Source organism: Vibrio sp. 10N.247.311.49, from assembly GCF_041467655.1.
Taxonomy (GTDB): Bacteria; Pseudomonadota; Gammaproteobacteria; order Enterobacterales; family Vibrionaceae; genus Vibrio; species Vibrio crassostreae_C.
Genome location: NZ_JBFSVA010000001.1, coordinates 72,763 through 98,075 on the forward strand (window position 1 = coordinate 72,763; position 25,313 = coordinate 98,075).

The window sequence follows — 25,313 nt, forward strand, 5'->3', positions numbered from 1 at the left end:
CTCTGTCACTAATGGCGGCTTATGCTTTATCGTTCGCAGGGGCTTCTTCGATACAAATCGCGATGTCTTTCACTTCGTAAATACGCAGACCATCTTTGCTCAGGTTTGCGTCGCCAACGATGATGCGTTTGCCGTCTTCGTCTTTAATCGCAGTGATATGTACATCCAGAGACATTTGCTTGTTCAGAGGGTTAATCTGACCACGGTATTTCCATTTCACTTCAGATTGGATTTGACCAAACTTCGGATTGCGGAAGCCAGCGCCGAGATCTTTGTTTAGCGCATAGGTTTGCATCAGCTCGATGATCGCTTCGACACCTAGAGAGCCTGGCATTACCGGATCTTGATGGAAATGGAACTGAAAGAACCAATCGCTTGGGTCAATCGTACGCTCAGCGTATAGGTAACCCAGACCGTCTTTACCACCATCGCTGGTGATTTGCACGGTATCGATAAAGTTCAAACGACCGCCAGCCAGTTGGTAGTGCTCTTGCACTTCACCAGTAGCTGAAACGGGTGCATTGAAGTAACGAGTCGTTTTGTCTAGCAGGTTGATGTTTACATCCGGCGTGCGGTTGTTATCAACGTGCCAAGGGTGAGTCACTTTACCGTTATCTAAACCAAGCTGGTCTTTCAGTGCTGCGCCCTTGAAGTAACCAAACACCGCTGTACCTTGGTAGAACGGCACGCCGTCAGTGCTCAGTTCAAAGCTGAAGCTCTGTACGATGTTGGTGCCCATCATTACCGTTGAAAGCAGACGAGAATCGTTGGTGATCGTTTTGCCGGGCAAGTCGACGTTACGCAACATTTTGCCGCTGCCATCTAGGTTACGGAAAAACAGTTCTTCGCCTGGGAAGCCCAGTGTTGTACCCATGTAGCCAGAGATAAAGCCGTTTGGCTGCAGTGAAATTTCCATTAATACCGAGTAAGGCATTAGGGTCTGGTGGCTGTTTTCATCAAAGTACCATGCATTTTCTGGCACTTCGTACTCTGCGATACATGATGAAGGCTTCTTGAAGTCGCCACGCTTACCATCGATTTCAACGACACGAGTGGTTAGCTGTAGGTCGCCACACGGAGTACGTGGTGGAATCATCCCACGGTAGATAGAGAAATCAGGACCGAAACATTTCTCGATATCGCCAGTCGCGAATTCGAACATGTGATAAGGCGTGAACGGAACCGTATCGGGTGTGCGGTTCGGGTAATCAGGAGTCACCGGAGCTTCAACGTGTTGAAGAGGAATCACACCTTTGTTTGGTGCAGTTTCTAGGTCTTCAATTTGAGCCATGAGTGGTGCATTCGCTGAAGCCTGTTGGTTCACTGCTGGTGTATGGCCCAAGCTTTTATGGTCCAAGCTTTCGATAACAGGGGTCGCGACAGATGTTTCTAAAGAAGGTAGGTAACGAGTGCATTCGTCGTCTTCTTTGATCATCACACCTAAGTTTTGGAAATCAACAATCACTTTGCCGTTGAGCAAGATATCGATGTTAGCTTTCGCGTATGGGCGAGGGCTTAGACCAATCTCGGTCACTTCCATGCGGTAAGTCAGTTCTGCCGATTGTGGTAGAACTTGACCACGACAGCGTACTTGTTGAGGGGCATTTTCAAGCGGTTGGAAACGACCATTTTGAACAAGCGTGTGCATGCCAAGGTGCATCATGAAGAATTGCAGCAGTTGACCACAACCTTCTGCCATCAAAGAGCCAGCCATTACTGAGTCATCTTTGAAGTGACAAGGGAAGTACCAGTGCTCAGGCTCTAGCTGTTTGTGACCTTCAATCAGACCAAGTCCCCATGTGCCGCCTTGCGGTTCTACACGGCTAACCTTTTCGATCATCATGAACTTCTCTGAGCTGAAGCATAGAGAAGGCTGGTGGCGATTAGATTGGTGAGTCGGGCCAAAACATTCTGCGATGTTTGCAGTCAGCAGGTGGCGCAGTTCTTGGTGGTTAAACTGAGTTTTAGGGCAGTGCAACATAGGGTCGAAGCGTTGCTTAGTCGCAAGTTTACGAGCCTTGATTTCATCTTCAGTGTGAATCACACCTTTGCCGTCAGCCAACTCCTCGTCAGTGAAGAAGCCTGCACAACCGTTATCCATTTTCAGGATCATCTTGTCGCCAACGAAACATTCATACGAGAAGAAGAACAGTAGCGTGTCGCCATTGCGAGCAAAGCTGTTGATTGAGATGTCGTAACGCAGCGTATCGCCACCACGAGGCAAGTCGCCAAGGAAGGTCAGTGTACAATCAAGCAGGCGATAAACACGCTCGCCTTTGTTTTCGAAATCAATGCCTAAGTAGCTGATCAGCATTAGGTCACACTGACCAGATTCTACCGCTACAGCCCAAGGGATTTGACCATCAACAAGATACGGCGCATCAACTGGGATGTCGTACTCTGTGGTCATGGTGCTTGGCTTGTATTCGTTCACTGTCGCGTTGAGCTTGGTTACACGAGATACCAATAGGTAGTCTGTGGTTGGTAGGCGAACGCGGCGCGAGTAGCTATCGATGATCGCGTAGTCAGGGCCAAATACATTGGCGATGTCGCCTTCAGCGTATTCAACCAGATCATCGTAATCCCAGATACATGGTTTACGGATAGGTTTTACTGGTGCTGGTGTCGCAAGTGCGTTTACTGGCGCTGACTGAACCTGAGCTGGTTGAGCTTGCACAGGCTGAGTTGATGTTTCGGCTGAGCTATCTAAACCAGACGTAATTGCGTTTAACTGTGCTTTTAATAGCGCATCAGCCATCTGCATGCCTTGGGCTCGAGTGTGCAGGAATGCTTTGTGTACCTGTTGAGCTGCTTGCTGATTTTGAGCAAAAGCTTGGTTGTGTGGTGTTACAGACGGCTGTGATGCTGCATCCGTATTAGCGTCGATATTTGATACGCCATTTTTAGCGGATAGGACATGAGTCATATTGCTGTGGTTACCTGTTAGCTGACTGTGGCGAGTTGGCGCCAGAGTAGGGGATACTGATGTAGGAGTTTCGATGACTGGCTCTACCGCGTTCTGCGCTAATGCCTTCTTCTCTAACTCTTTTTGCGCAAGGGCTGCTTTGATGTTTGCTGTCGTTGGAATCGACGCCACTTTTGCTGCTTGTTTGCCAGAAGCTTTCTGCTGAATCGTTGCCAAGTTAGTCACTGGGGTTTGGGCAATATGTTGATAGATATCGCGACCACCAAGAGTCACTTGCTTAACCAATTGACGTTTAGCATCGCTCGCCAGTTCATTGCTTAAACGAACGGAAAGTGACTGAGATTCAACACTCGACTGGCTTAGTAGCAGCTGTGAACATTGTCCTTCGCTGATGTTGGCAACAATCGCGCTCTTAGAGCTGATATTTGGATTCAGAGACTCAAGGTTCAGGTTGAGCAGACCGTGTAGCAGGCTTGCCATGCCAGAAGCTGCAGAGCAGTGACCAACACGTTGGCTCACTTGAGTGGTCTTGGTAACTTCTAAGTTGAGAGATACAAGCTCGTGTGACAAAGACTCAGGTGCATGGTTAAGCTCAAGCAGAGAAACATCGTTTGAGCTCATACCGACTCGAGTCAGTAACTCATCAACAACGGCGTTGTTACGCTCGCTTGAGCCAAAGGCCAAGGCGTTAATGCTGCCGTAAGCTGTGTCTTGGTTGCTCGCTACTCGACCTTCTTCCACAAGAACAATTGCACCTGCGCCTTCGCCCACATTCCAACTGCCGTCTTGCGGTTGTCCGAATTTTGGAGCAAGTGACACTGGGCTGACGCTGTTCTTCAGAATCACATGTTCTGCACTGCCACTAAGGTCAACGGCTGCAATCACGACTGCGTCCATTGATTCTTGCGACATTAGGTTTTGCGCGACATCGATACAACGAGCAACCGACTGTTCAGCGGCTGAAATCGTAAAGGCAGGGCCGTTAAAGTCCCACAGTGAAGAGATACGCGAAGCCATGATGTTACCAATGAAACTGGTGTATTGGTTCAGCTTGGCTGCGTCCATCACACTGTCCATCGCGATGGTTTCTAGCGATTGGTATTCATCTTGTGTTAGCTCAATCCCCATGTTGGTAAAGCTGTCAGCCAATTGGCTATGCAGGTTTACGCGTCCACGGAATTGGTGCATTTCAAGCTCTGTTTCCATCGCTACCAGTACTGCAACCTTTTGGCCTGCCACGAGCTTGGCGTCTTTGATGGCTTCGTCTGCAACTTTCATCAGTAGCAACTGCTGAGAGATCAAACGGTCATCTTCATTCGGCGGCACTTTGAAGCGTAGGAAATCGAGATCGAATTGATCGATGTACGCTCCGTTTGGAATACCGTGTAAACCAAACTGATTCAGCAGTTCTGGATGTTGGTCTAAACCTTTCCAGCGCTTCTTAGGCAAAGCAATGAAAGCATCGTTGTTGGTTTCAATCGCAGTGCTCAGCGCGTTGATGCTTTGCAGAGAACCGAAGTGAGACGCTAGGCCAGTAATGCTTAAATTAGACGGCTGTAGGCTTGGAGATGCCGACTCTAGAGTCTGGTTTACATGACTCTTATCTGAGTACGCTTCAAGCAGTAAGTGTGCGTTACAACCACCGAAACCAAATACAGAAACACCCGAACAGCGCTCTGAGTTGCCCGCTTTACTTGGCCAAGGTTGAACTTGCGTTGGTAGCGTCTGTGAGCCAAATAAACCTTCTGGCGACGATAGCGGCTTGTCCAAATTAATACTTGGCGGAAGAACACCTTCTTTCATCGCAAAAATCATCTTCATGATCCCCGGCATACCCGCCGCAGTCAGTAAGTGACCGAGGTTGGACTTCGCAGAGCCAATCAATGGCGGGTTAGAACCATTCAGTTTGTCAGCAAAGAAACGTTCCATTGAGGTTAGCTCAACCTTGTCACCTAACGGTGTGCCGGTTGCGTGACACTCAATTACTTCGATGCTGTCTGGTGTTAGGTTAGAAGCTTCGTAAGCGCGTTCAAAGGCTTGGACTTGTCCTTTGCTATTTGGGCTTAATACGAACTGACCACGGCCATCGTTCGACAAGCCGATTCCACTGACGACTGCGTAGATGTTGTCGCCATCACGCTCTGCATCAGCCAAACGTTTTAGGACTAAAACACCGGCACCTTCGCCAGCAAATAGACCTTTACTATTGCTATCAAACGGAACCGAAACACCGTGGTCAGGGTAAGCGTGGAAGATGGAGAAACCCATGTTGATAAAGAATGGGTCAGCACCGGATACCGCGCCTGCCAACATCATGTCGGCTTTGCCCGTGTTCAAGTAATCACACGCTAACTTCAATGAATACACTGAGCTTGCACATGCCGCATCTAGGCTAAGTTGCACGTTGCCTAAACCTAGCGCATCAGCCACTAACTTCGAGGCGTTGTGTGCTGCAGCACCATTGATCGGATTAAGGTCTTGCGCGGTTTCATTGGTTGGTAGCAGTGAAAACTGGTCATTAGCCAATTTAGCTTGTAGTGCCTTTTCGACGACCGAGTGATACATCGGCAGAAACAGGTCGTTCGAGCGTGTGGTTGGGAACGAAAGGGCACCCATGATCACGCCTGTACGCTCTAAAACATCGGCATTTAAATCAATGCCGGCGTCAACTAACGCCTTACGACTGGTATCCAAAGCCCATAGGAAACTTTGGTCAACACCGTTGAATGACTCAGCTGTTAAGCGGTAGCCATTGCTGTCGAAATTGAAGTTTTCGATGTAGCCGCCTTTATCACAGTAAAAGCGGTCTGATTCGCCTTGCACGCCCTGATAGCTTTCAGGTTTAGCACCTAACTTTTCAGCGCTTAATGTGGTGCGAGAATCTTTTTTATCTAGCAAGTTTTGCCAAAAGTCTTTTGGCGTATCCGCTTCTGGATACTGGTTAGCAATACCAACAATCGCGATCTTATTGCACTTCACTTGCTGCTTATTCTTAGTTTGAGCCTGATACTGGTTCGATTGAGAACTCATACTAGCTCTCCTTGATGATTCACTGCGCTGCCTTGAGGCACACCACGTAATTGCTTAGCGGCGGTGATCTGTTGTTCTAGCCCTTGAATAAGTGGCTCGACAGACAGTGGAATTTGATGAGTAATGAGCTGGCCAATACACTTGATGAGCGTGACAATATCGTCACCACCCTTGGCATTGGAAGCGATTGTGCAGTACTGGTCGGCTACGTTGTCGCTACGATTGATCTTGTCGATCAATGTGCTGGTTTGACGATCGGCACCTACTTCGACAAACAGACGAGCACCTTGCTGACGCACACTCTGGATCAACGCGGTGAAATCCAGCGTCGAACAGAAAGTGTCGGCAATCGAAAGGGCGATGCTGTCGCTGTCTATATTGACTGGTGCGCCCGTCGTTAGACCTGCTGCGCTGATAAAGCGGATATGCTTTGGCAATTCGTCGAACAGTGGTTGCGTGTAAAACTTACGCACTTGGCTATGTTGGCTCAATGCTGGTGTGGTGTGCATTGCGGTAACACGATTCGCGGCAATGCCACGTTTACCCAGTTTTTTGAGCAATGTACGACATGTGCTTTCACAACCTGCCAGTACGCAAGTGTCACCTTGGATGATAGCGAGATAAGCGCGTGGAAACTCTGGTAACAGAGCCTCAATCGCTTGCGCATCACTGCGAACCACAAAGCTGTTCCATTGGATGCTTTCGTCGCCGTTCAGCTGCCAATCTTGACGCACTGCAGTGAGTTCGCCAGAAATTGCCGTGGTGAAAATAGGGCTAGTTTGAGTCATCTCAATCAGCGCATGTGGGTTTTTCCAAACATTTAAGCTGGCCCACATGGAAGCCTCACCCTTGGAGTAACCCAAAGCGAAATCTGGCTGCACTTTGAATTCATCACATAGCAGTTGTGTTAACAGGTAACTACTGCCTACACCGGCAATTGCCAATTCACTAAGCGACATTTCTTGCGAATCTTCAGCGTAGGTTTTCTCTGCCTGCAGCATCTCTTTCAAGTTACCCTCACGTTCTAAACGAGCAAATAACTGTGGGAAATGGTGGTGAAAATCGCGCAACATACCGGGATAAACCGTGCCAACACCAGGGTAAACAAATGCAACGCCACCTTTGCTTTGAGGCTTTGGTGAGAAACAACTGCCTGCTGGAGTCTTGTATTGGCTATTGTCAGCCATTATTTTTGGCAACGCATTTTCTAGCGCTGTGATCTCTTGCAGTGCAGCATCGATTGAAGCCGCCTGAATCACGATATTCGCACCACAGTCAGCATTGTGTTGAGCGCTTTGGAAATGACTTAGGTTTGAATACATCAAGCTGGCGATAGCAAGTTCTCTGTCTGCCGAATCACTAACGCATTTAAGCTCAGCTCTTAGTGAGGCCAACTGAGAAACCAATTCAGTTTGCTCGCAGCCAGAAACCACAAACATCAAACTCTCGCTGGATAGCAATGGCTTTGGCTCGTGCAAACCGGTCGCTTGAGTCAATATCAGGCTGGTGGCTTTTGGGCTATCGTCACTGAAAGTTAACGCAGCAACACGTGCTTTGTTTGGCTCAGTGAACCAGTAATGGTTAGGTAATGAATGGCTCGGTAATGAACGGCTCGATATCGCATTAACTATATTCAACAATTCATCAAACTGCTGCGAAGCCGATAAGTCAGAGTGTTGCTGTTGATGACTTAAATCTGAAGCGGGGCGGCGTGCAATATCCAGAGCTAGCTGAATGCTATTTCCGGTAGCTGTATCTACAAAGCTCGCCAAATTCGCGTGTGGGTGAATCTTATTCTGAGCAGCATTCAGCGCACTTAACATCAACAATGATGGTGAGTGAGAATCTAAACAAAGTTTAATAACACTACCTTGAATGACAGCCTCAATCGCTTGAGCAAGTGCTTGATTAAAATTGCCATCGACCACAACAGTAACCATCTCTGGAAGCGAAGGTGATAAGTCGGCAGAAAGCTCAGCCGCGTTTGCTGGCTGAGCTAAAAGAGCGATGCGCAATGGCATCGCTTTATTAGTAGGAACAGTCACTATGACAATTGCTCCTTTTCTGCGTTTTTAGTCGCCTCTTTCTTTGATACTGCTGAGCTAGACTTTGGCAAAAATGCATCGTTTAAACTCTTGCTGATGGTGACTTTGGCACCTTTCATTACCGCACTTAAACGACCATCTTGGTGGTAAAGTGAGATATCAGCTTGCAGCGAACGAGCCGTGCTTTTTATCACGCTCAGCTCTAGCCAACCTTGGTCACCATTGTGCATCGGTGCGTAACAAATAAACTCACCGATTGCAGACGGTAGGCTTGCCGCGCCGTACTTCAATCGAGCCCATACCAGCATTGCTTGCAACAGATAATCTTCAGCAAATGGTTGGCTATCGCCAAAGCCTTGCTTAGGAATAAATGATCCGCAGTCGCTGTTTTCAATCTGAGGCAACTGGCACTGAGCCAATAAGCCTAAGTCGTCAAAGCGCTCAACTGAGGTAATACCTTGCAATCTTGGTCCATGAAACAGAGTGCCGTCACTGTATAGAGCTTGTGCCGTTGTTACAGGTGCTGAAGTGCTGGCTTCAAAGCGTTTTGTCGACGCTTGTTGAACATCTTCAGACATTTGCACAGAGGCAACTTGCAACTGAGCTTGATACTGTGGTCGTCCTTGGCAGCTGATTACTGCTTTTAGCTGATCTTTTGATTTAGCATCAGAGGAAAGAACCAGTTTCAGCTCTTTCACTTCATCAGTATCAAAAATCACACCTTTCAGCAGTTTGTAGTTGTGAACGCTAACGTTCACCCCTAACAGTTGCTCTGCGACTTCACGCATCCATTGGATGGCACACACTGTCGGTAACACTGGGTTACCGGCAATGCAGTGATCTTGAATGAAAGGCAATGCCTTTGGATCAAGATGACGTGTCACAGTAATGCTTGTATTCAGCGGACTCTCTGCAAGGTGCACAGACTCCGCATTAAGCTTTTTTACAGCAGCTTCCTTGTTGTCAGAACCTTGCATGCTCGTACCAACCAGCAGTTGAATGCCAGTTTCGTTCAGTAGTTGAGAACTAAATAGCTCTGCACCCGCCTGAAGAGGAATTACGTACACACCGCGCTCTGTAAACATACGTTTCAGTGCTGCGTTGACCATGCCACCGTCCCACGGTCCCCAGTTGAAGCTCATCACTTTCGCTTGAGGGTTACGAGCAGACAGCTGTAGAGCCGCTTTGTTCAGGATCTCGTTGGACATTGAGTAATCGCTTTGGCCTGTGTTTCCGTAGAAACCCGCCGCCGAAGAGAACATCGCAATCAGTTTTAGCTTGCTGCTATCAAGACCACCAAGAACCGCTTCTAGTCCGCCCACTTTGGTGCCGTAAACCATGTTCAGTTCATCAAGCGTTTTGTCTTGAATATGCTTGTCAGCCAGTACACCTGCACCGTGGATAAGACCTGTGATGCCTTCGAAGTTTGCCAGTGTTTTTGCTACTGACTCATGGTTCGATACATCTAGGCTTAGGTATTCAGCGCTCGCGCCGATCTCATTGAAAGCGGCAAGTGCTGCGTTGATTTCAAGGCTGCTCAATACAGGTTTTAGCAAGGCATCTACTTTCTTCGGCGTTGGTTTGTCACCTGTTGCTTGTAGGTGAGCGATAGCCGCTGGTTTTAGCTCTTTCTCTTGCTTACCTTGTGCCCACTGAGGTAGATCAACTGAAGTAATATGCTTACTACGACCTGCAAGAACGAAATGAGATTTACATTGCTTAGCAAGCGTCAGTGCACATTCAAACGTCACGCCTTTAGCGCCACCAGTTACGAGAACTTTGTCGCTCTTGGTGAGTTGAGCGCCTGTGTTTTTAGTTTGTGCAGCGCCTGGTGTTGTCGCAATCAGTGTTGCACGACCAGATTCACCGTTTTCCGTATGGCTAAGGCCGATTTCAACCGTGTTGGTATCGATATCGAACAGTTCACCTGTGATAGCTTCAGCTAGGTGACGAGCATCAATAGAAGCGTCAGCATCCAATGCACGGCAGAATACGTTTGACCATTCATGGCTCAGTGTCTTAGTTAGACCAGATAGAGCCGCTTGGTTAAGTTCTGCATTCGCTAATTGCTTAGTATCTAGGTAACCAAAGCCACCATCGATACGGCTTAGTGTGAAGAACACGCTACGACCAGAAACGGCATTCAGTTGGCCATTTAGGTGCTTGGCGAATAAGAACGCTGTCGTCAGTGAAGCTCTTGAGTCTGCATTCAAGTTAACCGCTTGCTCGTTGCTTTGTTTAGCATCAACGATAGCTTGTAGGTGAATGAAGCCAGCAATCACTTTGTTCGACGTTTTAAGGTCTGCTTCGATGTCGTTAATAACTGCAGTCACACCAGCATCATCGACGCTGTTGAGTGTGTAGCTTGCGATTTCACTGTTTAAAGGTGACGCGGCAGAAAGAGCACTACGCACTACAGCAACTTGAATGCCGTTAGCGGTCAACTTTTCTGCTAGAACACCGGCGTTGTGACCATCATCTGTGATCACGACACAAGCGTCTTTTGAGAAACAATCGACGAGTTTATCTGCCGCTGGTAGCTTTTTTAGCGCTACCTCATTGTGTGGAGGAAGTTCCGCTGTCGCTGTTTCTGCGATAGGCGTTACTGATTCAGCTTTAGCAGTCGCTACAGGTGCAGCAACGGATAGCTTGCTTTGCATGTAGGTAACGATTTCACCAAGAGTACGACACTCAGCTAAGTCTTCAGGGTTTAGCTCTGGCAGCGTTGGTAGCTGGTCTTGAACCGTACCCAAGATCTCAACGCGTTTAATCGAATCGATACCAAGGTCAGCTTCCATGTCCATCGCTAGGTCGAGCATTTCTGCTGGGTAGCCTGTTTTGTCGGCAACCACTTCCATCATAGTTGATTGAACGTGAGCAGGGTTTAGGTCGTTGCTCGTGCTTTCTACAGCGGCTTCTGGAGCAGGAGCTACTGTCGCTGCTTCCGAATTCGGAGCTAGCTTGCTGTTCATGTAGTCTACAATTTCACCCAGAGTACGACACTCAGCTAGGTCTTCAGGGTTTAGCTCTGGCAAGGTTGGTAGTTGGTCTTGAACCGTACCAAGGATCTCAACACGTTTGATTGAGTCGATGCCAAGGTCAGCTTCCATGTCCATTGCTAGGTCGAGCATTTCTGTTGGGTAGCCCGTTTTATCCGCTACTACGCTCAACATTGTGCTTTGAACTTGTTCTGCGTTTAAACCGTTTGATACTGCTGGCGCAGATGCTTGAGCTGCTACTGGAGCAGAAGCTGGAAGCTTGCTGTTCATGTAGGCTACGATTTCGCCTAGAGTGCGACATTCAGCTAAGTCTTCAGGGTTTAGTTCTGGAAGAGTCGGTAGTTCATCTTGAACCGTACCAAGAATCTCAACACGCTTGATTGAATCGATACCAAGGTCAGCTTCCATATCCATTGCTAGGTCTAGCATTTCAGTCGGGTAGCCCGTTTTCTCTGCTACTACTTCTAACATGGTTTTTTGAACGACAGCCGCATCTAGTCCGTTGTTAGATGTTGCCGGAGTAACTGCTGGTGCTAGTGAAGGCACAGGAGCAGAAGCTGGAAGTTTGCTGTTCATGCTTTTAGTATTCATGTAAGCAACGATTTCGCCAAGAGTACGACACTCAGCTAAGTCTTCAGGGTTTAGCTCTGGAAGAGTAGGCAGTTCATCTTGAACCGTACCAAGAATCTCAACACGTTTGATTGAGTCGATGCCAAGGTCTGCTTCCATATCCATTTCTAGATCAAGCATTTCCGTTGGGTAACCTGTCTTCTCAGCAACCACTTCAAGCATGGTTTGTTGAACGACTTTTGCATCAAGACCGTTAGCTGCTTGAACAGGAGCGGTTACGCTTGGCTGTGCTGCCACAGGCGCTGATGCTGGCATCTTGCTGTTCATGTAGGTAACGATTTCACCAAGAGTGCGACACTCAGCTAAATCTTCAGGGTTCAGCTCAGGTAGGTTTGGCATCTCGTCTTGAACGGTACCAAGGATCTCTACGCGCTTGATTGAGTCGATACCAAGATCTGCTTCCATGTCCATTTCTAGATCAAGCATCTCCGTTGGGTAACCCGTTTTCTCAGCGACCACTTCCAGCATCACTTTTTCAGCATCTGCTGATTGTACTGCTACTGGTGCCGCCACAGGAGCCGGTTGTGCTTTAACTGGCACAGGTTGAGCTGCAACAGGCGCTGCCGCTTGAGCCGCTACTTGTGGGGCAGGAACGGCTTTCTGTACCGGAGCTTGTTGAGCTGTTGTATTTTGAACTGGCGCCGCTTGTACAGGAGCAGCTTGCACTTGAACTACAGGCTGTTGAACGATAGCTGCTGAAGTAGTTGGAGTAGCTTGAATCGCTGGCTGAGCATTTACAGAAGCAACGAAGGTTGGTTGTACTGTTTCGACAGAACCTTGTGTCAATATGTTAAGTGCTGAGTTGTTGCTGTGCGCTTGCATCTCTAGGTAATGAGCGTGCGCTTTTAGCGTTTCAGCTTGGTGCTGGTGGAACATCTCCATAGAACGCTGTAGATTCTCAGGAATTGCTACGCCTGCTGTTGCCATTTTCGCTTGCTCAGACATTAGGGTATTGAACGTGTCACCGTATTGCTGAGGAATCGCCAAGAATTTCTGATGTACTTCTGCTGCTTGTTGTTGAGCATTGAAGAACGACTGCAGTGAAGATTCATCAACCGTTACTTGAGCTGCTGGCTGAATAGTCGCTGGTGCAGCTTGCGCCACTTGAGGTTGCTGAGCTACTTGTGCACTTGGCGCTGCTGCAACTGACTGTTGTACATTTGAAGCTTGAGGAGCAGCCACAGGTACTTCAACGATTTCTGTTTTAATCACTTCTTTTTCCACGATTTTCTCGACTTCAACTTTCACTTCAACAATCTCAGTCTTTTCGGTGACGTTGCCCGAAGCCAATGATTGATCCATTTTCTTACGAGTAGCAGGGCTGATGTAGTTGGTTGCATTCAGCTTGATGTTCATTGGTGATGCCTTTGCAGGTTCAGCAATGTCAGCTTGGTAAGGGTCAATGTTGTCTAATGAAACACCTGTCACGCACAGTTGAACCGCAGCTAAACGAAGCTGTTGGTCACTGTCTCCTTTAGGGCTTGGGTTGATGCTGATTGCGTAAAGTTCTTCGTTTTTATCAGCCAGTGTTTTCTCAACCAGCTTTTGAAGAATGTTTTTCGGACCGAACTCAACGAATACGCGCGCGCCTGCTTCATACATCGCTTCAATTTGCTCGCTGAAACGAACCGATTGCAGCATGTGTTGTTTGAATGCTTTCTTAATCGCTTTAGCGTCTTTGCTGTGCAGTTTGCCCGTTGCGTTTGAGTAAAGCGGCAGCGTTGGAGCGCTAAATGAAGCTTTATCAATTGCAGCTGCAAATGGCTTTTGAGCATGAGCAACAAGCGGGGTGTGGAAAGCACCAGATACTGGCAGAGCAATTGCTTTGAAGCCTTGCTCAGTTAGCGCTTGGGCTGCCTGCTGAACGGTTGCTGTTGGACCAGCAATAACCAATTGAGTCGGAGCGTTGTAGTTGGCAATGCTCACGCCTTCGAATTGGCTGATGCAGCTTTCAACGGCTGGAAGTTTGTCTGCGTCTAGGATGACCGCAAACATAGTACCGCTGTCGCCTTGTTCAGGTGTCGCTGCCATCGCATCGCCTCGAGCGAAAGCTAGCTGGTAGTAATCGTCTTGCGAGATAACACCCGATGCACATAGTGCACTTAGCTCACCAAAGCTGTGGCCTGCGACCATGTCGGCTTTGAAGCCTGCTTGAGTCATGATGTCGAACTGACCCATAGACACAGTACCAATCGCACTCTGCGCATTGGCCGTGTTGGTTAACACAGCTTCTTGAGCTTTGGTTGCTTCTGGTGTGAAGGTTGGAATTGGGAACAGAATTTGTGACAGAGCCGTTTTCTTGTGCTGACCAAATACTTGATCCGCTTGAGCAAGCTGTTGACGCATTTCAGGGTAATGACAAGCAAGCTCGCGACCCATGTTCAGGTATTGTGAACCTTGACCAGCAAATAATGCAGCCACTTTACCTGCGCCGTTTTCAGCAATCAGTGCCGACTCACGGTAGCTAGTACCGTTTGGCATCTGCCAATGTGCTTTTGTTTGGCTCTCAAGCATTGAAACCGCTTGAGTCAGTTGCGCTTGAAGGTCTGCTTGGTCAGTCACGACTAAACCAAGACGAGCATGCTTAGCGTCAACTTCGCGTAGAGCGTGTTGCTCAGCAAGCGCTTCAAGTTTGAACGCAGCGTCTGCCGCTTGAGTTGAAACCTGCTTGAGCTCATTGATCAGTGCTTGACGAGATTCTGCGCTGAATAACAGAGTTTGCGGCACTTGGCGCTGACGGTATTTGTCACCGCGAGCGTGCTCTGGTGTGTACTCTTCCAATACAACGTGGAAGTTAGTGCCACCAAAACCGAATGAGCTGATACCTGCACGGCGTGGTGTGCCGTCGACACGTTTCATCCAAGGGCGCGTTTGTGTGTTTAGGTAGAACGGTGAGTTCTCGATATCTAACTTAGGATTCGGAGCTGATACATTGATCGTTGGCGGCAGCACTTTGTGGTGCAGTGCTAGTGCAGCTTTGATTAAACCTGCAGTACCCGCGGTTGATTTAGTGTGACCAATTTGAGATTTCACAGAGCCTAACGCAATGTGTTGCTTCTCTTCATTGTTCTCACTGAATACCGAGTTTAAGCCACCAAATTCAGCAACATCTCCTGCCGCTGTACCTGTGCCATGAGCTTCTAAAAGGCCAAGCGTGTGCGGTGCGAAACCAGCATCATCGTAAGCACGTTTTAGTGCTTTTGCTTGTCCTTCAGGGCGAGGTGCGTAAATACTCTTGAACTTGCCATCCGAAGAAGAACCGACACCTTTAATTACTGAGTAGATTCTGTCGCCATCGCGTTCTGCATCTTCTAAGCGCTTCAGAGCAACCATACCGATGCCTTCACCAATCATCATGCCTTTTGAGTCGATGTCGAAAGGTTGAATGGTTTCATTGGTGGTAAATGCAGGTGTTTTAGAGAAACTCATGTACATGGTTGGCGAGTTATCAGTACACACACCACCTGTGATCATCATTTCGCTGCGGCCTTCAACCAGCTCGCTCAGTGCCATGCGCATTGCGGCTAGAGAACCTGCACACGCAGCATCTACCACACAGTTAATGCCACCAAGGTCAAAGCGGTTAGCAATACGACCTGAAATTACGTTACCTAATGAACCAGGGAATGAGTTCTCTTCCCAGTGGATGTATTGGTCTTGGAACTTTTTGATCAGCATTTCGCTGTCTTCGTCGTTGATGCCACTGCTCTTGAAGACTTTTTTCAAAACAGGGTATTGCAGACGAGCATTCAGGCTTTGAGCGATCTTCTGACCACCACCAACACCGAGCGTGATACCGATCTTATCGCGATCATAGCCTTCAGGAAGTTTCGCATCTTCAAGTACTTCTTTTGCCACGATCAAAGAAAGCAGCTGTGAAGTATCAGTCAGTTCTAGGATGTTTGGCGGAAGACCGAACTCCATAGGGTTGAAGTCCACTTCAGGGATGAAACCACCGCGCTTACAGTAAGACTTGTCTGGCGTAGTACGATCTGAGTCGTAGTAATCTTCTGGACGCCAGTGCGTATCTGGTACTTCAGTAATCGCATCGATCTTTTCGCTAATAAGGTCCCAAAATTTATTCAGGTAGCGAGAGTTCGCAAACATGCTCGCCATACCAACGATAGCGACAGGCATATCTTTAAGGCGTTTATTCAGTCGAGAATCGTCGACTGATTCCGGTGTATTTGTCTCGGGTTGGCTCATTATGAGTCTCCACTAGAAATCACAGAAAGTGATGTCGTGTTTTGAGGCTGCGCTTTTAAAATTAAAGAAAGAAAATCTGAAACAGATTTAGGGAAGCGCAGCTGAAAATTCAGGTTGCTGAGTGGCGGCAACCAGATAGAAATTAGGCTTTCGAAGTGCGTTGACTTACGAGAGTAGGGGAGGTGTTTCATGCGCGACGGTGGCATTCAAATGTTGAGGCGATGTCCATTAAAATCCTGTTCAAAGTCTGACTAAATGAAAAGTCGGTATCCGCAAAGAAAACGTGTGAATTTGTTTAATGGTTGAGCAGGCTACCCGAGGTGACTTATTGATACAATGCTCCGAGAGGCCACTATGATCTGTTCAGACCAGATGAATTTGGTATGGTTTTGATTTTTGCATTTTCAATTTCATTAACTTGTTGATAATTAATGGTTATGAGTTGTTATTTAGTGTTTTTACTCTATATTTTGATTTGGTGAGATCTATGTCATGTTTTTGTAAGTAACATTTAATGGATGCCTCTTGTGTAAGGCTAAGTGTGATCTGTGTTTTAATTTGTTATTATTTGAGAAATTGGTTTTAAGCCCGTATATGAAGGGTGTTTCCCTCCCGTATTCTCTAGGTTTCACTTAAATCATAGATGAGTTAAATTTGTTCGATTTGGTTGTTCCAATCGTGTTTTGAAGAGTGATTTCTAGAAGTGAGTTCGAGTTAAATGAAAACTTCCGTTGTTGATTTGTGGCTATGTTCTCTGAGTCATTTAAATGACCAGCCAGACAATGTATCGCAGCTCAAAAAGAGACTGGCAGCCGATGAGATAGCTAAAGTTGAGCGCTATCGAATGCCCTCATCTCAAATTCAGGCTCTGTATGTTCGAAATTACCTAAGAAAAGTTCTGTCTCGCTATTCTGATTTGATGCCTGAAGCGTGGCGCTTTGAATATGGCGAGAAAGGAAAGCCAAGTTTAGTCGCCAAACAGCAACTCAAGACGGGGTTAAATTTCAATATTAGTCATAGCAAAGAACATTTGTTGATTGCAGTTTGCCAGAGAGAAGGGAAGCAAGTTCAATTGGGTGTTGATATTGAACACGCAAGAAGTTCGACCAATATCGACTCGATCATGAAGCACTACTTTTCAGATAAAGAATTGGCGGATTTACTTGAGCTCAGCAAAGAAGAACAGAGAGAGCGTTTTTTCGATCTGTGGGCGTTGAAAGAGTCGTACATCAAAGCGACGGGCAAGGGGCTGGCCACATCGTTGCGAAGCTTTTCGTTCGAATTCTCCAATCTGACGGAGCAAACATTGTCAATTCACGCTTCGGGTTTTCAACCAAACTTGCAGGATGAAATTAGATTGCATGGTGAAATCAGCATATACAGTGGAGTTGGGTTGGATGTTACTGAGCAAATCGATAGTTCTGCAGATTGGCAATGTTGCTTGGGGAGGTTGGATGAGAAGTATCGCTTTGCTGTTACGCTTGGTGGGGCGAGTCTGCCAATGCAATTAGAGATGAGAACCTTTTCGTCGTCTCATCTCTTTTAAGCTGGTTTGGTGAGACGAAGTTAGCTCGTTTCGCCAAGCATCGCTTTTAATACTTCGGCAGGTACGGGCTGCAGTTGTTTGTCTTTATCTAAACAGACCATTTCGATATCACCAATCACCGCGGGTTTGGTTGCATCTTTACGCCACACTTCTTGTCGCCATAGCGTTTTGTATTTGCCATCGAGTTCAAAAGAAGTTCGGATGTCACAGATCTCAGCGAACTCAACACCATCTTGAAAAGTCATGTTGGCTTTATAGACCGCAAAACCTAGTCCGTGCTCGTTCCACAATTCCGCCAATTTATCGCTACCCAAGACATGTTCGCGCGCACGCTCAAAGTACTTTAGAAAGTTAGGGTGATAAACCACACCTGAGTGATCGGTATCTTCATAGTAAATTTGTACTGGGTGATGGTAGATCTGACTCATTGGTATCAACTCTTATTAAGTGTAAATCTGACTAAGTTGTGCAGCACTCTACAGGATAGGTCGAAATTACTTCAAGGTATCATCGGCAATGTGGCTCTTGGTCAGACCTCATTCGGCCGTATCCATTAGTGATGCGTTGGTCAACTCCCACCCATTTACAAATATTCTATGTGTCATTTCCCACCCATTGATTTTTGCAGCGAGTTGGTGATTGCAGCAGGCAGATATCATGAAGCCTTATAGTTAAAGGGTTGTTAATGATTTGTGTCAATGTGGCGCGCTAATTGCCTTAGTGAAAGCACGCAGTTCCCATTGAAGGGCTGTTTTGTTTACTAAGGAGAATAATAATGTTTAAGCCTCTTACCCTGCTGTCTGTCTCTGCTCTGGCGCTCACAAGTTTTAATGCTGCTGCAAACTGTGATCCAGGTGAAATCGTGATTAAATTCAGTCATGTAACCAATACCGATAAGCACCCGAAAGGCATCGCCGCTTCTTTACTGGAAGAGCGAGTAAACACAGAAATGAATGGAAAAGCTTGTATGCAAGTTTTCCCTAACTCAACACTTTACGATGATAATAAGGTACTGGAAGCCCTGTTAAATGGTGATGTTCAAATGGCGGCGCCATCGCTGTCAAAATTTGAGAAGTTCACTAAGAAATACCGCATTTTTGACCTTCCTTTCCTATTTGAAGACGTAGAAGCCGTTGACCGTTTCCAAAACTCAGAATCTGGTGAAAAGCTGAAGAACGCGATGAAGCGTCGTGGCCTGCAAGGTCTTGCGTTTTGGCACAATGGCATGAAACAGATGTCGGCGAACAAACCTCTTATCAGCCCTGAAGATGCAAAAGGTTTGAAATTCCGTGTTCAAGCATCGGATGTATTGGTGGCTCAGTTTGAACAACTAGGCGCTAACCCACAGAAGATGTCTTTCAAAGAAGTGTACGGTGGCTTGCAAACTAAAGTTATCGATGGTCAAGAGAACACATGGTCAAACATCTACGGTAAGAAGTTCTTTGAAGTACAAGACGGCGTGACCGAAACTAATCACGGTATCTTGGATTACCTAGTTGTAACGTCAAACGACTTCTGGAAAGACCTACCTGAAGATGTACGCACACAGCTTGGCACTATCGTTCAAGAAGTGTCTGAGACGCGTAACGCAGAATCTTCAAAAGTTAACCTAGCGAACAAAAACAACATCATCGAAGCGGGTGGTGAGGTTCGTACACTTACGCCTGAACAGCGTGAAGCATGGGTAGCTGCACTTCAACCAGTATGGAAGAAGTTTGAAAAAGACATCGGTTCAGACCTTATCGATGCAGCGTTAGCTTCAAACCAATAACACCGCTAAGGGAGTGGCGAGTATTCGTCACTCCTTATTAAAACAATTATAAGCGGAGTCAATTATGGAAAAGCCTCAAATGGAACAACCAAATTCTAGCGAATCAGCACTGGAAACCTCTCTTTTTTCCAAAGTCGGAAGAGTTACGGATGTGATTGAAGAGTCACTAATCGCATTTTTCCTTGGCGCAATGACGCTACTTACTTTTGCCAACGTGGTATTTCGATACGCATTCAATGACAACATCTTATGGGCACTGGAACTGACCGTGTTCATGTTTGCTTGGATGGTGTTAGTGGGCGCATCTTATGGCGTTAAAAAACACTTCCACATTGGTGTTGATGTGATCATCAACCTTGCCCCAGAAAAGCTACGCAAAGTGTATGCGCTCATCGCCGTGACAAGCTGCCTAGCATTTTCAATCTTACTTCTTATCGGTTCTTGGAATTATTGGTACCCGTTCGCGACCGATCGTGCATGGTATGAGACCGATGATATTCCAATGCCCGAGATGCTTCAGTTTCTTTCTGACTGGATGAATGAAGGTGAGCGATACGAGAAACTGCCACGTTTTATTCCTTATATGGCGCTGCCGATTGGTATGGCAATGCTAACGTTCCGTTTTGCTCAAGTTGCTTACCAAGTCGTAACAGGCAAGCTTGACCGCATGATTGCAGGACACGAAGCCGAAGAAGAGCTGGATGCGTTGAAAGCAGACGTGCTAGCGGGCTCTGACGAAGATGCGACAGCGGTATTGAATTCGACTCCGCAGAACAAAGCGAATGAGTCGAGTACAAAATCTAACGGTAAGGAAGACTAATCATGGCAATGTTATTTCTATTTTTAATGGTAATTGCTTTCATGTTGGTCGGTGTACCAATTGCAATTTCCCTCGGTTTATCGAGCGTAATATTCTTATTGATGCACTCAGATGCGTCATTAGCTTCAGTCGCACAAACGCTGTTTAATGCATTTGCAGGCCACTACACACTCTTAGCGATTCCTTTCTTTATTTTGGCCTCTAGCTTCATGTCTACTGGTGGCGTGGCGAAACGTATTATCCGTTTTGCTATCGCGATGGTAGGTTGGTTCCGCGGCGGCTTGGCGATGGCGTCGGTTGTGGCATGTATGATGTTCGCAGCCCTTTCTGGTTCATCTCCTGCAACGGTAGTGGCGATCGGTAGTATCGTTATCGCAGGTATGATCAAAAACGGTTACTCAAAAGAGTTCGCGGCAGGGGTTATCTGTAACGCGGGTACTTTGGGTATTTTGATTCCGCCGTCCATCGTGATGGTGGTTTACGCGGCTGCGACCGATGTATCGGTAGGTCGTATGTTCTTAGGTGGCGTTATTCCTGGTTTGCTGGCGGGTGTGATGTTGATGATTGCTATCTACATCGCAGCACGTATTAAGAAGATTCCGGCACAGCCATTTGTGGGCTGGGGCGAGATGTTCGCAGCTGCGAAAGATGCGAGCTGGGGCTTGCTGCTGATTGTCATCATTCTAGGTGGTATCTACGGCGGCATCTTTACTCCGACAGAAGCGGCGGCAGTGGCTGCGGTGTATGCCTTCTTCATTGCCAACTTTATCTATAAAGATATGGGGCCTTTCGCTGACAAGAACAATACAAAGCCTGCTTTGGTTAAGGTGTTCCAAACGTTTTTCCATAAAGACACCAAAGACACACTTTACGATGCAGGCAAGCTGACGATCATGCTGCTGTTTATCATTGCCAATGCTCTGATTCTTAAGCATGTACTGACCGAAGAACGCATTCCTCAAATGATCACTGAGTCTATGCTATCTGCGGGCTTGGGTCCGATCACCTTTTTGATTGTAGTAAACGTTTTACTCTTGATTGGTGGGCAGTTCATGGAGCCATCAGGCTTGCTGATCATTGTTGCTCCTTTGGTATTCCCAATTGCAATTGCGCTCGGTATCGACCCAATTCACCTAGGTATCATGATGGTGGTGAACATGGAGATAGGGATGATAACGCCGCCTGTCGGGCTCAATTTGTTTGTGACCGCAGGTGTCGCGAAGATGTCGATGATGAACGTGGTAAAAGCCGCATTGCCGTGGGTTGGGGTGATGTTCTTATTCCTGATTATCGTCACTTACGTACCTTGGGTATCAACATGGTTACCAACCACCTTGATGGGACCAGAGATCATAACCAAGTAGCTATTTGAGTCATTCACTGACATGGAATTTAATCCATAAAAAATGAGGAGGTCGCTAGACCTCCTCATCTATATTTCTGCCACGATTTGAATGAGGCTTTATCTGCTCATACAAAGCGCGTTTTGCCTCTAATTCTGGCGTGTGTAGATCGACATGATTGTCAGCATAAAAAATACCATCTATCTCGAAAGTATCGGTAATCGATGGCACTTTTGTTTTCTCACCCATAACTACTTCCTTATTATATTTATTGCATAACATCCTGTTGTCGAAATAAGTATAGGTGATCTTGCTCCCAAATCTAATTTAGTTTGGTTCTACCTTATAAGATTCTTTCGTTAGCTGGTGCTTTTGCATCTTATCGTAGAGGGTTTTCCTCGGTAATTGCAGCCTCTCCATGGTCTCTTTTATACTGCCATTGCATTCAATAAGTGCCTGCTTCAACGTATTTTTTTCAAAGTCAGATACCAATTCTGCCAAAGACAGTTCTTGAGTAGTTTCAGTGGCGCTGTCTGATAAGTGAGAAAGCTTACCTAAAAGTACAAAACGCTCTGCAGTATTACGTAATTCTCGAACATTTCCCGGCCAATCATGAGCCAAAAGTGCGTGCAGCTCCTTTTGTGGAAGGGCAGGGGCAGTCTTGCCATAACGCGCCGCAGCGACCAGTAGGAAGTGGTGGAAGAGTGCTGGGATATCTTCTTGTCGGCTTCTTAACGGCGGTAAATCTAAGGTCACAACATTGAGTCGATAATAGAGGTCTTGGCGGAAAGTGCCTTCTTCAGCGGCTTTCTTTAGGTCGACTTTAGTTGCCGCAATCACTCGAATGTCTAGAGGGACTAAACCATTAGACCCAACCCTTTCGATGACGCGTTCTTGCAAGACGCGCAACAGGCGAATTTGTGCCTGCATTGGCATGGACTCAATTTCATCTAAGAATAGAGTTCCGCCCTGAGCAAATTCAAATTTACCGACACGTTTGCTTTCTGCGCCAGTGAATGCCCCTTTCTCATGGCCATACAGTTCACTCTCAATCAGATTTTCAGGTACTGCGCCGCAGTTGACTGCGACGAAGTTTTGTTCTCGCCTGCTGCTTTGTTCATGCAGAGAGCGTGCAACTAATTCTTTGCCAGTGCCTGTTTCGCCAAATAGCAATATGTCGGCATTGGTATCGGCAACGTGAGTGATGATAGACCGCAGCTCCGTCATTGATTGCGTGTCACCAATGATCCTTGGACCAAGTGCTTGGCTGGCTTTAAGTGAACGTTTTAACTCAAGGTTCTCGAGGGTGAGCTGACGTTTTTCTATCGCTCGCTTAGTGGTTTCGACTAGGCGTTCATTAGCGAAAGGTTTTTCAATGAAGTCATAGGCGCCGTATTGGATGGCTTGAACGGCCATTGAAATATCGCCGTGACCAGTAATCATGATCACAGGGATCTCTTTGTCTTTGTGCATTACGGTGTTGAGCAGATCATGCCCGGATAGACCCGGTAAACAGATATCAGTGATGATCACGTGAGGTAAGCCGTTTTCTTGAATCGCGAGCAGAGCAGACTCCGCATCGGGAAAGAATTCGGCATCAATGTCGGCGAGCTCGAAGCTCTGTTCAATCGCCATTCTTAGATCGGATTCATCATCAATGAAATAGACGTGACACATAGTGATTCCTTTACTTCTTTGTATTCTGGTTATTGCTGAGTTTTTGTTTGCTGTTCATGTCCAACAAGGGGCAACTCTATGCTGATTCGAGCACCGCCTTGAGGGCTACTACCGGTAACGAGCTTGCCATTTATTCCGTTGATTATTTGTTGAGAAATCGATAGCCCAAGTCCAAGTCCGTTTTTCTTGGTGGTATGGAAGGGTTCAAAAAAGTTTCCGCTAGAAGGGGAGGTGAAGCCGGGGCCGTTATCATCGACATGAATTAGCAAGGTATTGGCTTGTTGATGGTCGGACTCTCTAATCTCTAACAGAATAGCTAATTGTTTGTCATCTTGTTGTTCCACCGCCTGAATCGCGTTGGTCAGCAGGTTAATGATCACCTGTTCCAGTTGAATGGCGTTGGCGAGCACGCAAGCATCAAAGGTCTCAGGGAGTTCGTTGACCTTAACTCGCTCGCTCTTGAGTTGTGGCTTCATCAGCTCTTTCGATGAATGTAAAACTGGGAGTATTTGTAAGGTGTGTAGCTCTTCCGCAGTAGATTTTTTGGCGAACGAGCGAAGCTGGTGGCTGATTTTCGCCATACGATCAGTGAGTGCCGAGATTCGCGATAGATTGTCATCGACACGATCGGTTTTTTCTTTGGCAAGAAACAATCGGCCGTTGTCGGCATAACTGCGAATCGCGGCAAGCGGGTTATTCAGTTCGTGACTGATGCTCGCTGACATCTGCCCTAGCACTGCTAGTTTGGCGGCTTGGATGAGCTCGTCTTGGGTTTGCCTCAGAACATGCTCGGTTTCGATACGGTGTTTGATCTCAACATGTAACTCCGATGTACGTTCAAGCACTTGAAATTCGAGTTTTTGCTTGGCTTCGGATTGCAGCCTGTCTATCTGTGCTCGTCTTTGTTGTCTATGGTGGTTGAGCTGCATTGTTAGATAAATAATCGCAAAGATTAGGCTCAAAACAACAAGGTAAGCAACCAAGTCCCACCAAACTAAGTGGGTTGGAGAAAATACCCGTATGGTGAGTCTTGGTTCGGCTAGGAAACGCGAAGAACTAAAGAACTGCTCTTGGACGAGTTTGTGTGGCGACTCAATACGACTGGTGGCACTGTCTAAATCGCCGGAGAAGTGCAGGCTTTCTATTTTTGTATCGAGATACTGCCTGCTTTCTTGAATTCGAGTGTGTTGTACTTCGCTTAGCGGCTGAAGGCTTTTGAACAGCCACTCAGGGTTACTCGACATAAATACAATTTGATCTTTATCGTCAGCAACAAAAAAACTCTGTTTGCCTTTCCAACTTGCTTCAATCAGCGATAAATCCATCTTTACGACAATGACGCCAATAATCTCGGCGGCATAGGAGACGGGGTAAGAATAATAATAGCCTCGCTTTCCAGAGGTTGAACCTAGCGCAAAATATTGATTTTCATTGCCAATAATCGCTTCTTGAAAGTAGGGGCGGAAAGCAAAGTTACGACGAATAAAAGAACGCGGTTGATTCCAGTTACTGGCTGCAATGGTGGTGCCGATACTGTCTAGTAGGTAGGTGTCGGATGCTTGAATCACCGAGTTTACGTGCTCTAGATAACGATTAGTGAGTTCGATTTGCGCAGAGTTACTTGGAGAGTGCAGGGCATCGACCAGCTCTTTGTCTTTTGAAAGCAGCTCGGGAATGTGCGCGAACTTATCCAATTGGCTTGAAATATGAACAGAAAAGCGGTCCAGCTTAGATTGATGATCATTTAACAAACTTTCATGGCTCGTGCTCCACACCCAATGACCGCCAAACACCATCAGTAAACTGTATGTGACCATTAACAGTATTGGGATTTTAAAAGCTTGAAACATGAAGGCTCTCCGCTGATTTCTTTGGTAAACAATCAAGCCTGTCTTCTCTCGTTTATGGTAGCAAATAGCGGTAGTTTTTGCTGAAAGCAGAGAGTGAACAGATGGATGTAGGTTAAGGGTTTGTAACGGGGATTGTTGAAAAAGTTATCGACTCTGAGGGGTAAAACAAGAGCAAGATCTCTTTTTAAGGTTTTTAGCAAAAAAAGCCCTCGATTCCCTTGAAAAAGTCGCTATTGTCCCCATTTCTGTTGTGCTAAGTGATGATTTGATCGTTTTTGTATCACTTAGTTGGACGAATTTAGAGCATTCATCATCATGCAGAGGTGAACGGCTCGACAGAGATTAAACAGATCGCTAGAATGTCGCGTCTAAAATTTCTGTCCTGAGGCTAATCGGAGATACCTTTCTTGTTTCTGAAAACAAGCTTTATTGCGTTTTAATCGACGTGTGAAGAACGAAGATATCGCTGA

12 protein-coding genes and 1 pseudogene are annotated in these 25,313 nt (G+C 46.7%); 5 read left to right on the plus strand and 8 right to left on the minus strand.

All coding sequences use genetic code 11. The features are described 5' to 3' along the window. Positions 1 to 19: 19 nt before the first annotated feature. The 4 genes from AB6E54_RS00340 to AB6E54_RS00355 are packed head-to-tail and all read right to left on the minus strand — an operon-like array spanning position 20 to position 16,027. On the minus strand, positions 20 to 5,956 hold the full coding sequence (locus tag AB6E54_RS00340; protein WP_372106546.1) for a beta-ketoacyl synthase N-terminal-like domain-containing protein: 5,937 nt from the start codon (positions 5,954 to 5,956) through the stop codon (positions 20 to 22). Beyond that, entirely contained in the window at positions 5,953 to 8,001 is a 2,049-nt protein-coding gene (locus tag AB6E54_RS00345; RefSeq protein WP_372106548.1) for a PfaB family protein, read from the minus strand. The genes AB6E54_RS00340 and AB6E54_RS00345 overlap by 4 nt, the downstream gene beginning before the upstream one ends. After that, positions 8,001 to 15,836: a phosphopantetheine-binding protein gene (locus AB6E54_RS00350; protein WP_372106550.1), complete on the minus strand. Its 7,836-nt coding sequence runs from the start codon at positions 15,834 to 15,836 to the stop codon at positions 8,001 to 8,003. Before AB6E54_RS00350 ends, AB6E54_RS00345 begins: the two co-directional genes overlap by 1 nt. Continuing rightward, the gene (locus AB6E54_RS00355; RefSeq protein WP_017076779.1) at positions 15,836 to 16,027 is read right to left on the minus strand and encodes a hypothetical protein; all 192 of its coding nucleotides are present in this window, start codon (positions 16,025 to 16,027) and stop codon (positions 15,836 to 15,838) included. Before AB6E54_RS00355 ends, AB6E54_RS00350 begins: the two co-directional genes overlap by 1 nt. 527 nt (positions 16,028 to 16,554) lie before the next feature. On the opposite strand from AB6E54_RS00355, the gene AB6E54_RS00360 reads away from it, so the two are divergent. Beyond that, positions 16,555 to 17,382 carry a 4'-phosphopantetheinyl transferase superfamily protein gene (locus AB6E54_RS00360; RefSeq protein ID WP_372106551.1) on the plus strand — a complete coding sequence of 276 codons (828 nt, stop codon included), beginning with the start codon at positions 16,555 to 16,557 and terminating at the stop codon, positions 17,380 to 17,382. A gap of 20 nt (positions 17,383 to 17,402) precedes the next feature. Here AB6E54_RS00360 and AB6E54_RS00365 read toward each other — a convergent pair whose 3' ends face one another. Further along, entirely contained in the window at positions 17,403 to 17,810 is a 408-nt protein-coding gene (locus tag AB6E54_RS00365) for a thioesterase family protein (protein ID WP_004736070.1), read from the minus strand. A 347-nt stretch (positions 17,811 to 18,157) separates the two neighbouring features. Between AB6E54_RS00365 and AB6E54_RS00370 the strand changes: the two genes are divergently transcribed. The 3 genes from AB6E54_RS00370 (at position 18,158) to AB6E54_RS00380 (ending at position 21,337) form a co-directional block, all read left to right on the plus strand. Next, positions 18,158 to 19,153, plus strand: coding sequence for a TRAP transporter substrate-binding protein (locus tag AB6E54_RS00370; protein ID WP_016788636.1), 996 nt, complete (start codon positions 18,158 to 18,160; stop codon positions 19,151 to 19,153). Between the two features lie 64 nt (positions 19,154 to 19,217). Beyond that, on the plus strand, positions 19,218 to 19,973 hold the full coding sequence (locus AB6E54_RS00375; protein ID WP_372106553.1) for a TRAP transporter small permease: 756 nt from the start codon (positions 19,218 to 19,220) through the stop codon (positions 19,971 to 19,973). 2 nt (positions 19,974 to 19,975) lie between these two features. Further along, positions 19,976 to 21,337, plus strand: coding sequence for a TRAP transporter large permease (locus AB6E54_RS00380; protein ID WP_017060625.1), 1,362 nt, complete (start codon positions 19,976 to 19,978; stop codon positions 21,335 to 21,337). A gap of 54 nt (positions 21,338 to 21,391) precedes the next feature. Here AB6E54_RS00380 and AB6E54_RS00385 read toward each other — a convergent pair whose 3' ends face one another. The 3 genes from AB6E54_RS00385 to AB6E54_RS00395 all read right to left on the minus strand — a co-directional run bounded on the left by AB6E54_RS00385 (position 21,392) and on the right by AB6E54_RS00395 (position 24,843). Next, a complete protein-coding gene (locus AB6E54_RS00385; RefSeq protein WP_017060624.1) occupies positions 21,392 to 21,565 on the minus strand; it encodes a hypothetical protein in 174 nt (57 codons plus the stop codon). A gap of 78 nt (positions 21,566 to 21,643) precedes the next feature. Beyond that, positions 21,644 to 22,993, minus strand: a complete 1,350-nt coding sequence (locus tag AB6E54_RS00390; RefSeq protein WP_065676670.1) for a sigma-54 dependent transcriptional regulator — start codon at positions 22,991 to 22,993, stop codon at positions 21,644 to 21,646. A 29-nt stretch (positions 22,994 to 23,022) separates the two neighbouring features. After that, on the minus strand, positions 23,023 to 24,843 hold the full coding sequence (locus AB6E54_RS00395; RefSeq protein WP_017060622.1) for an ATP-binding protein: 1,821 nt from the start codon (positions 24,841 to 24,843) through the stop codon (positions 23,023 to 23,025). Positions 24,844 to 25,006: 163 nt separating this feature from the next. On the opposite strand from AB6E54_RS00395, the pseudogene AB6E54_RS00400 reads away from it, so the two are divergent. After that, positions 25,007 to 25,189, plus strand: a pseudogene (locus AB6E54_RS00400) (hypothetical protein); the annotation flags it as partial. Between the last annotated feature and the right edge of the window lie 124 nt (positions 25,190 to 25,313).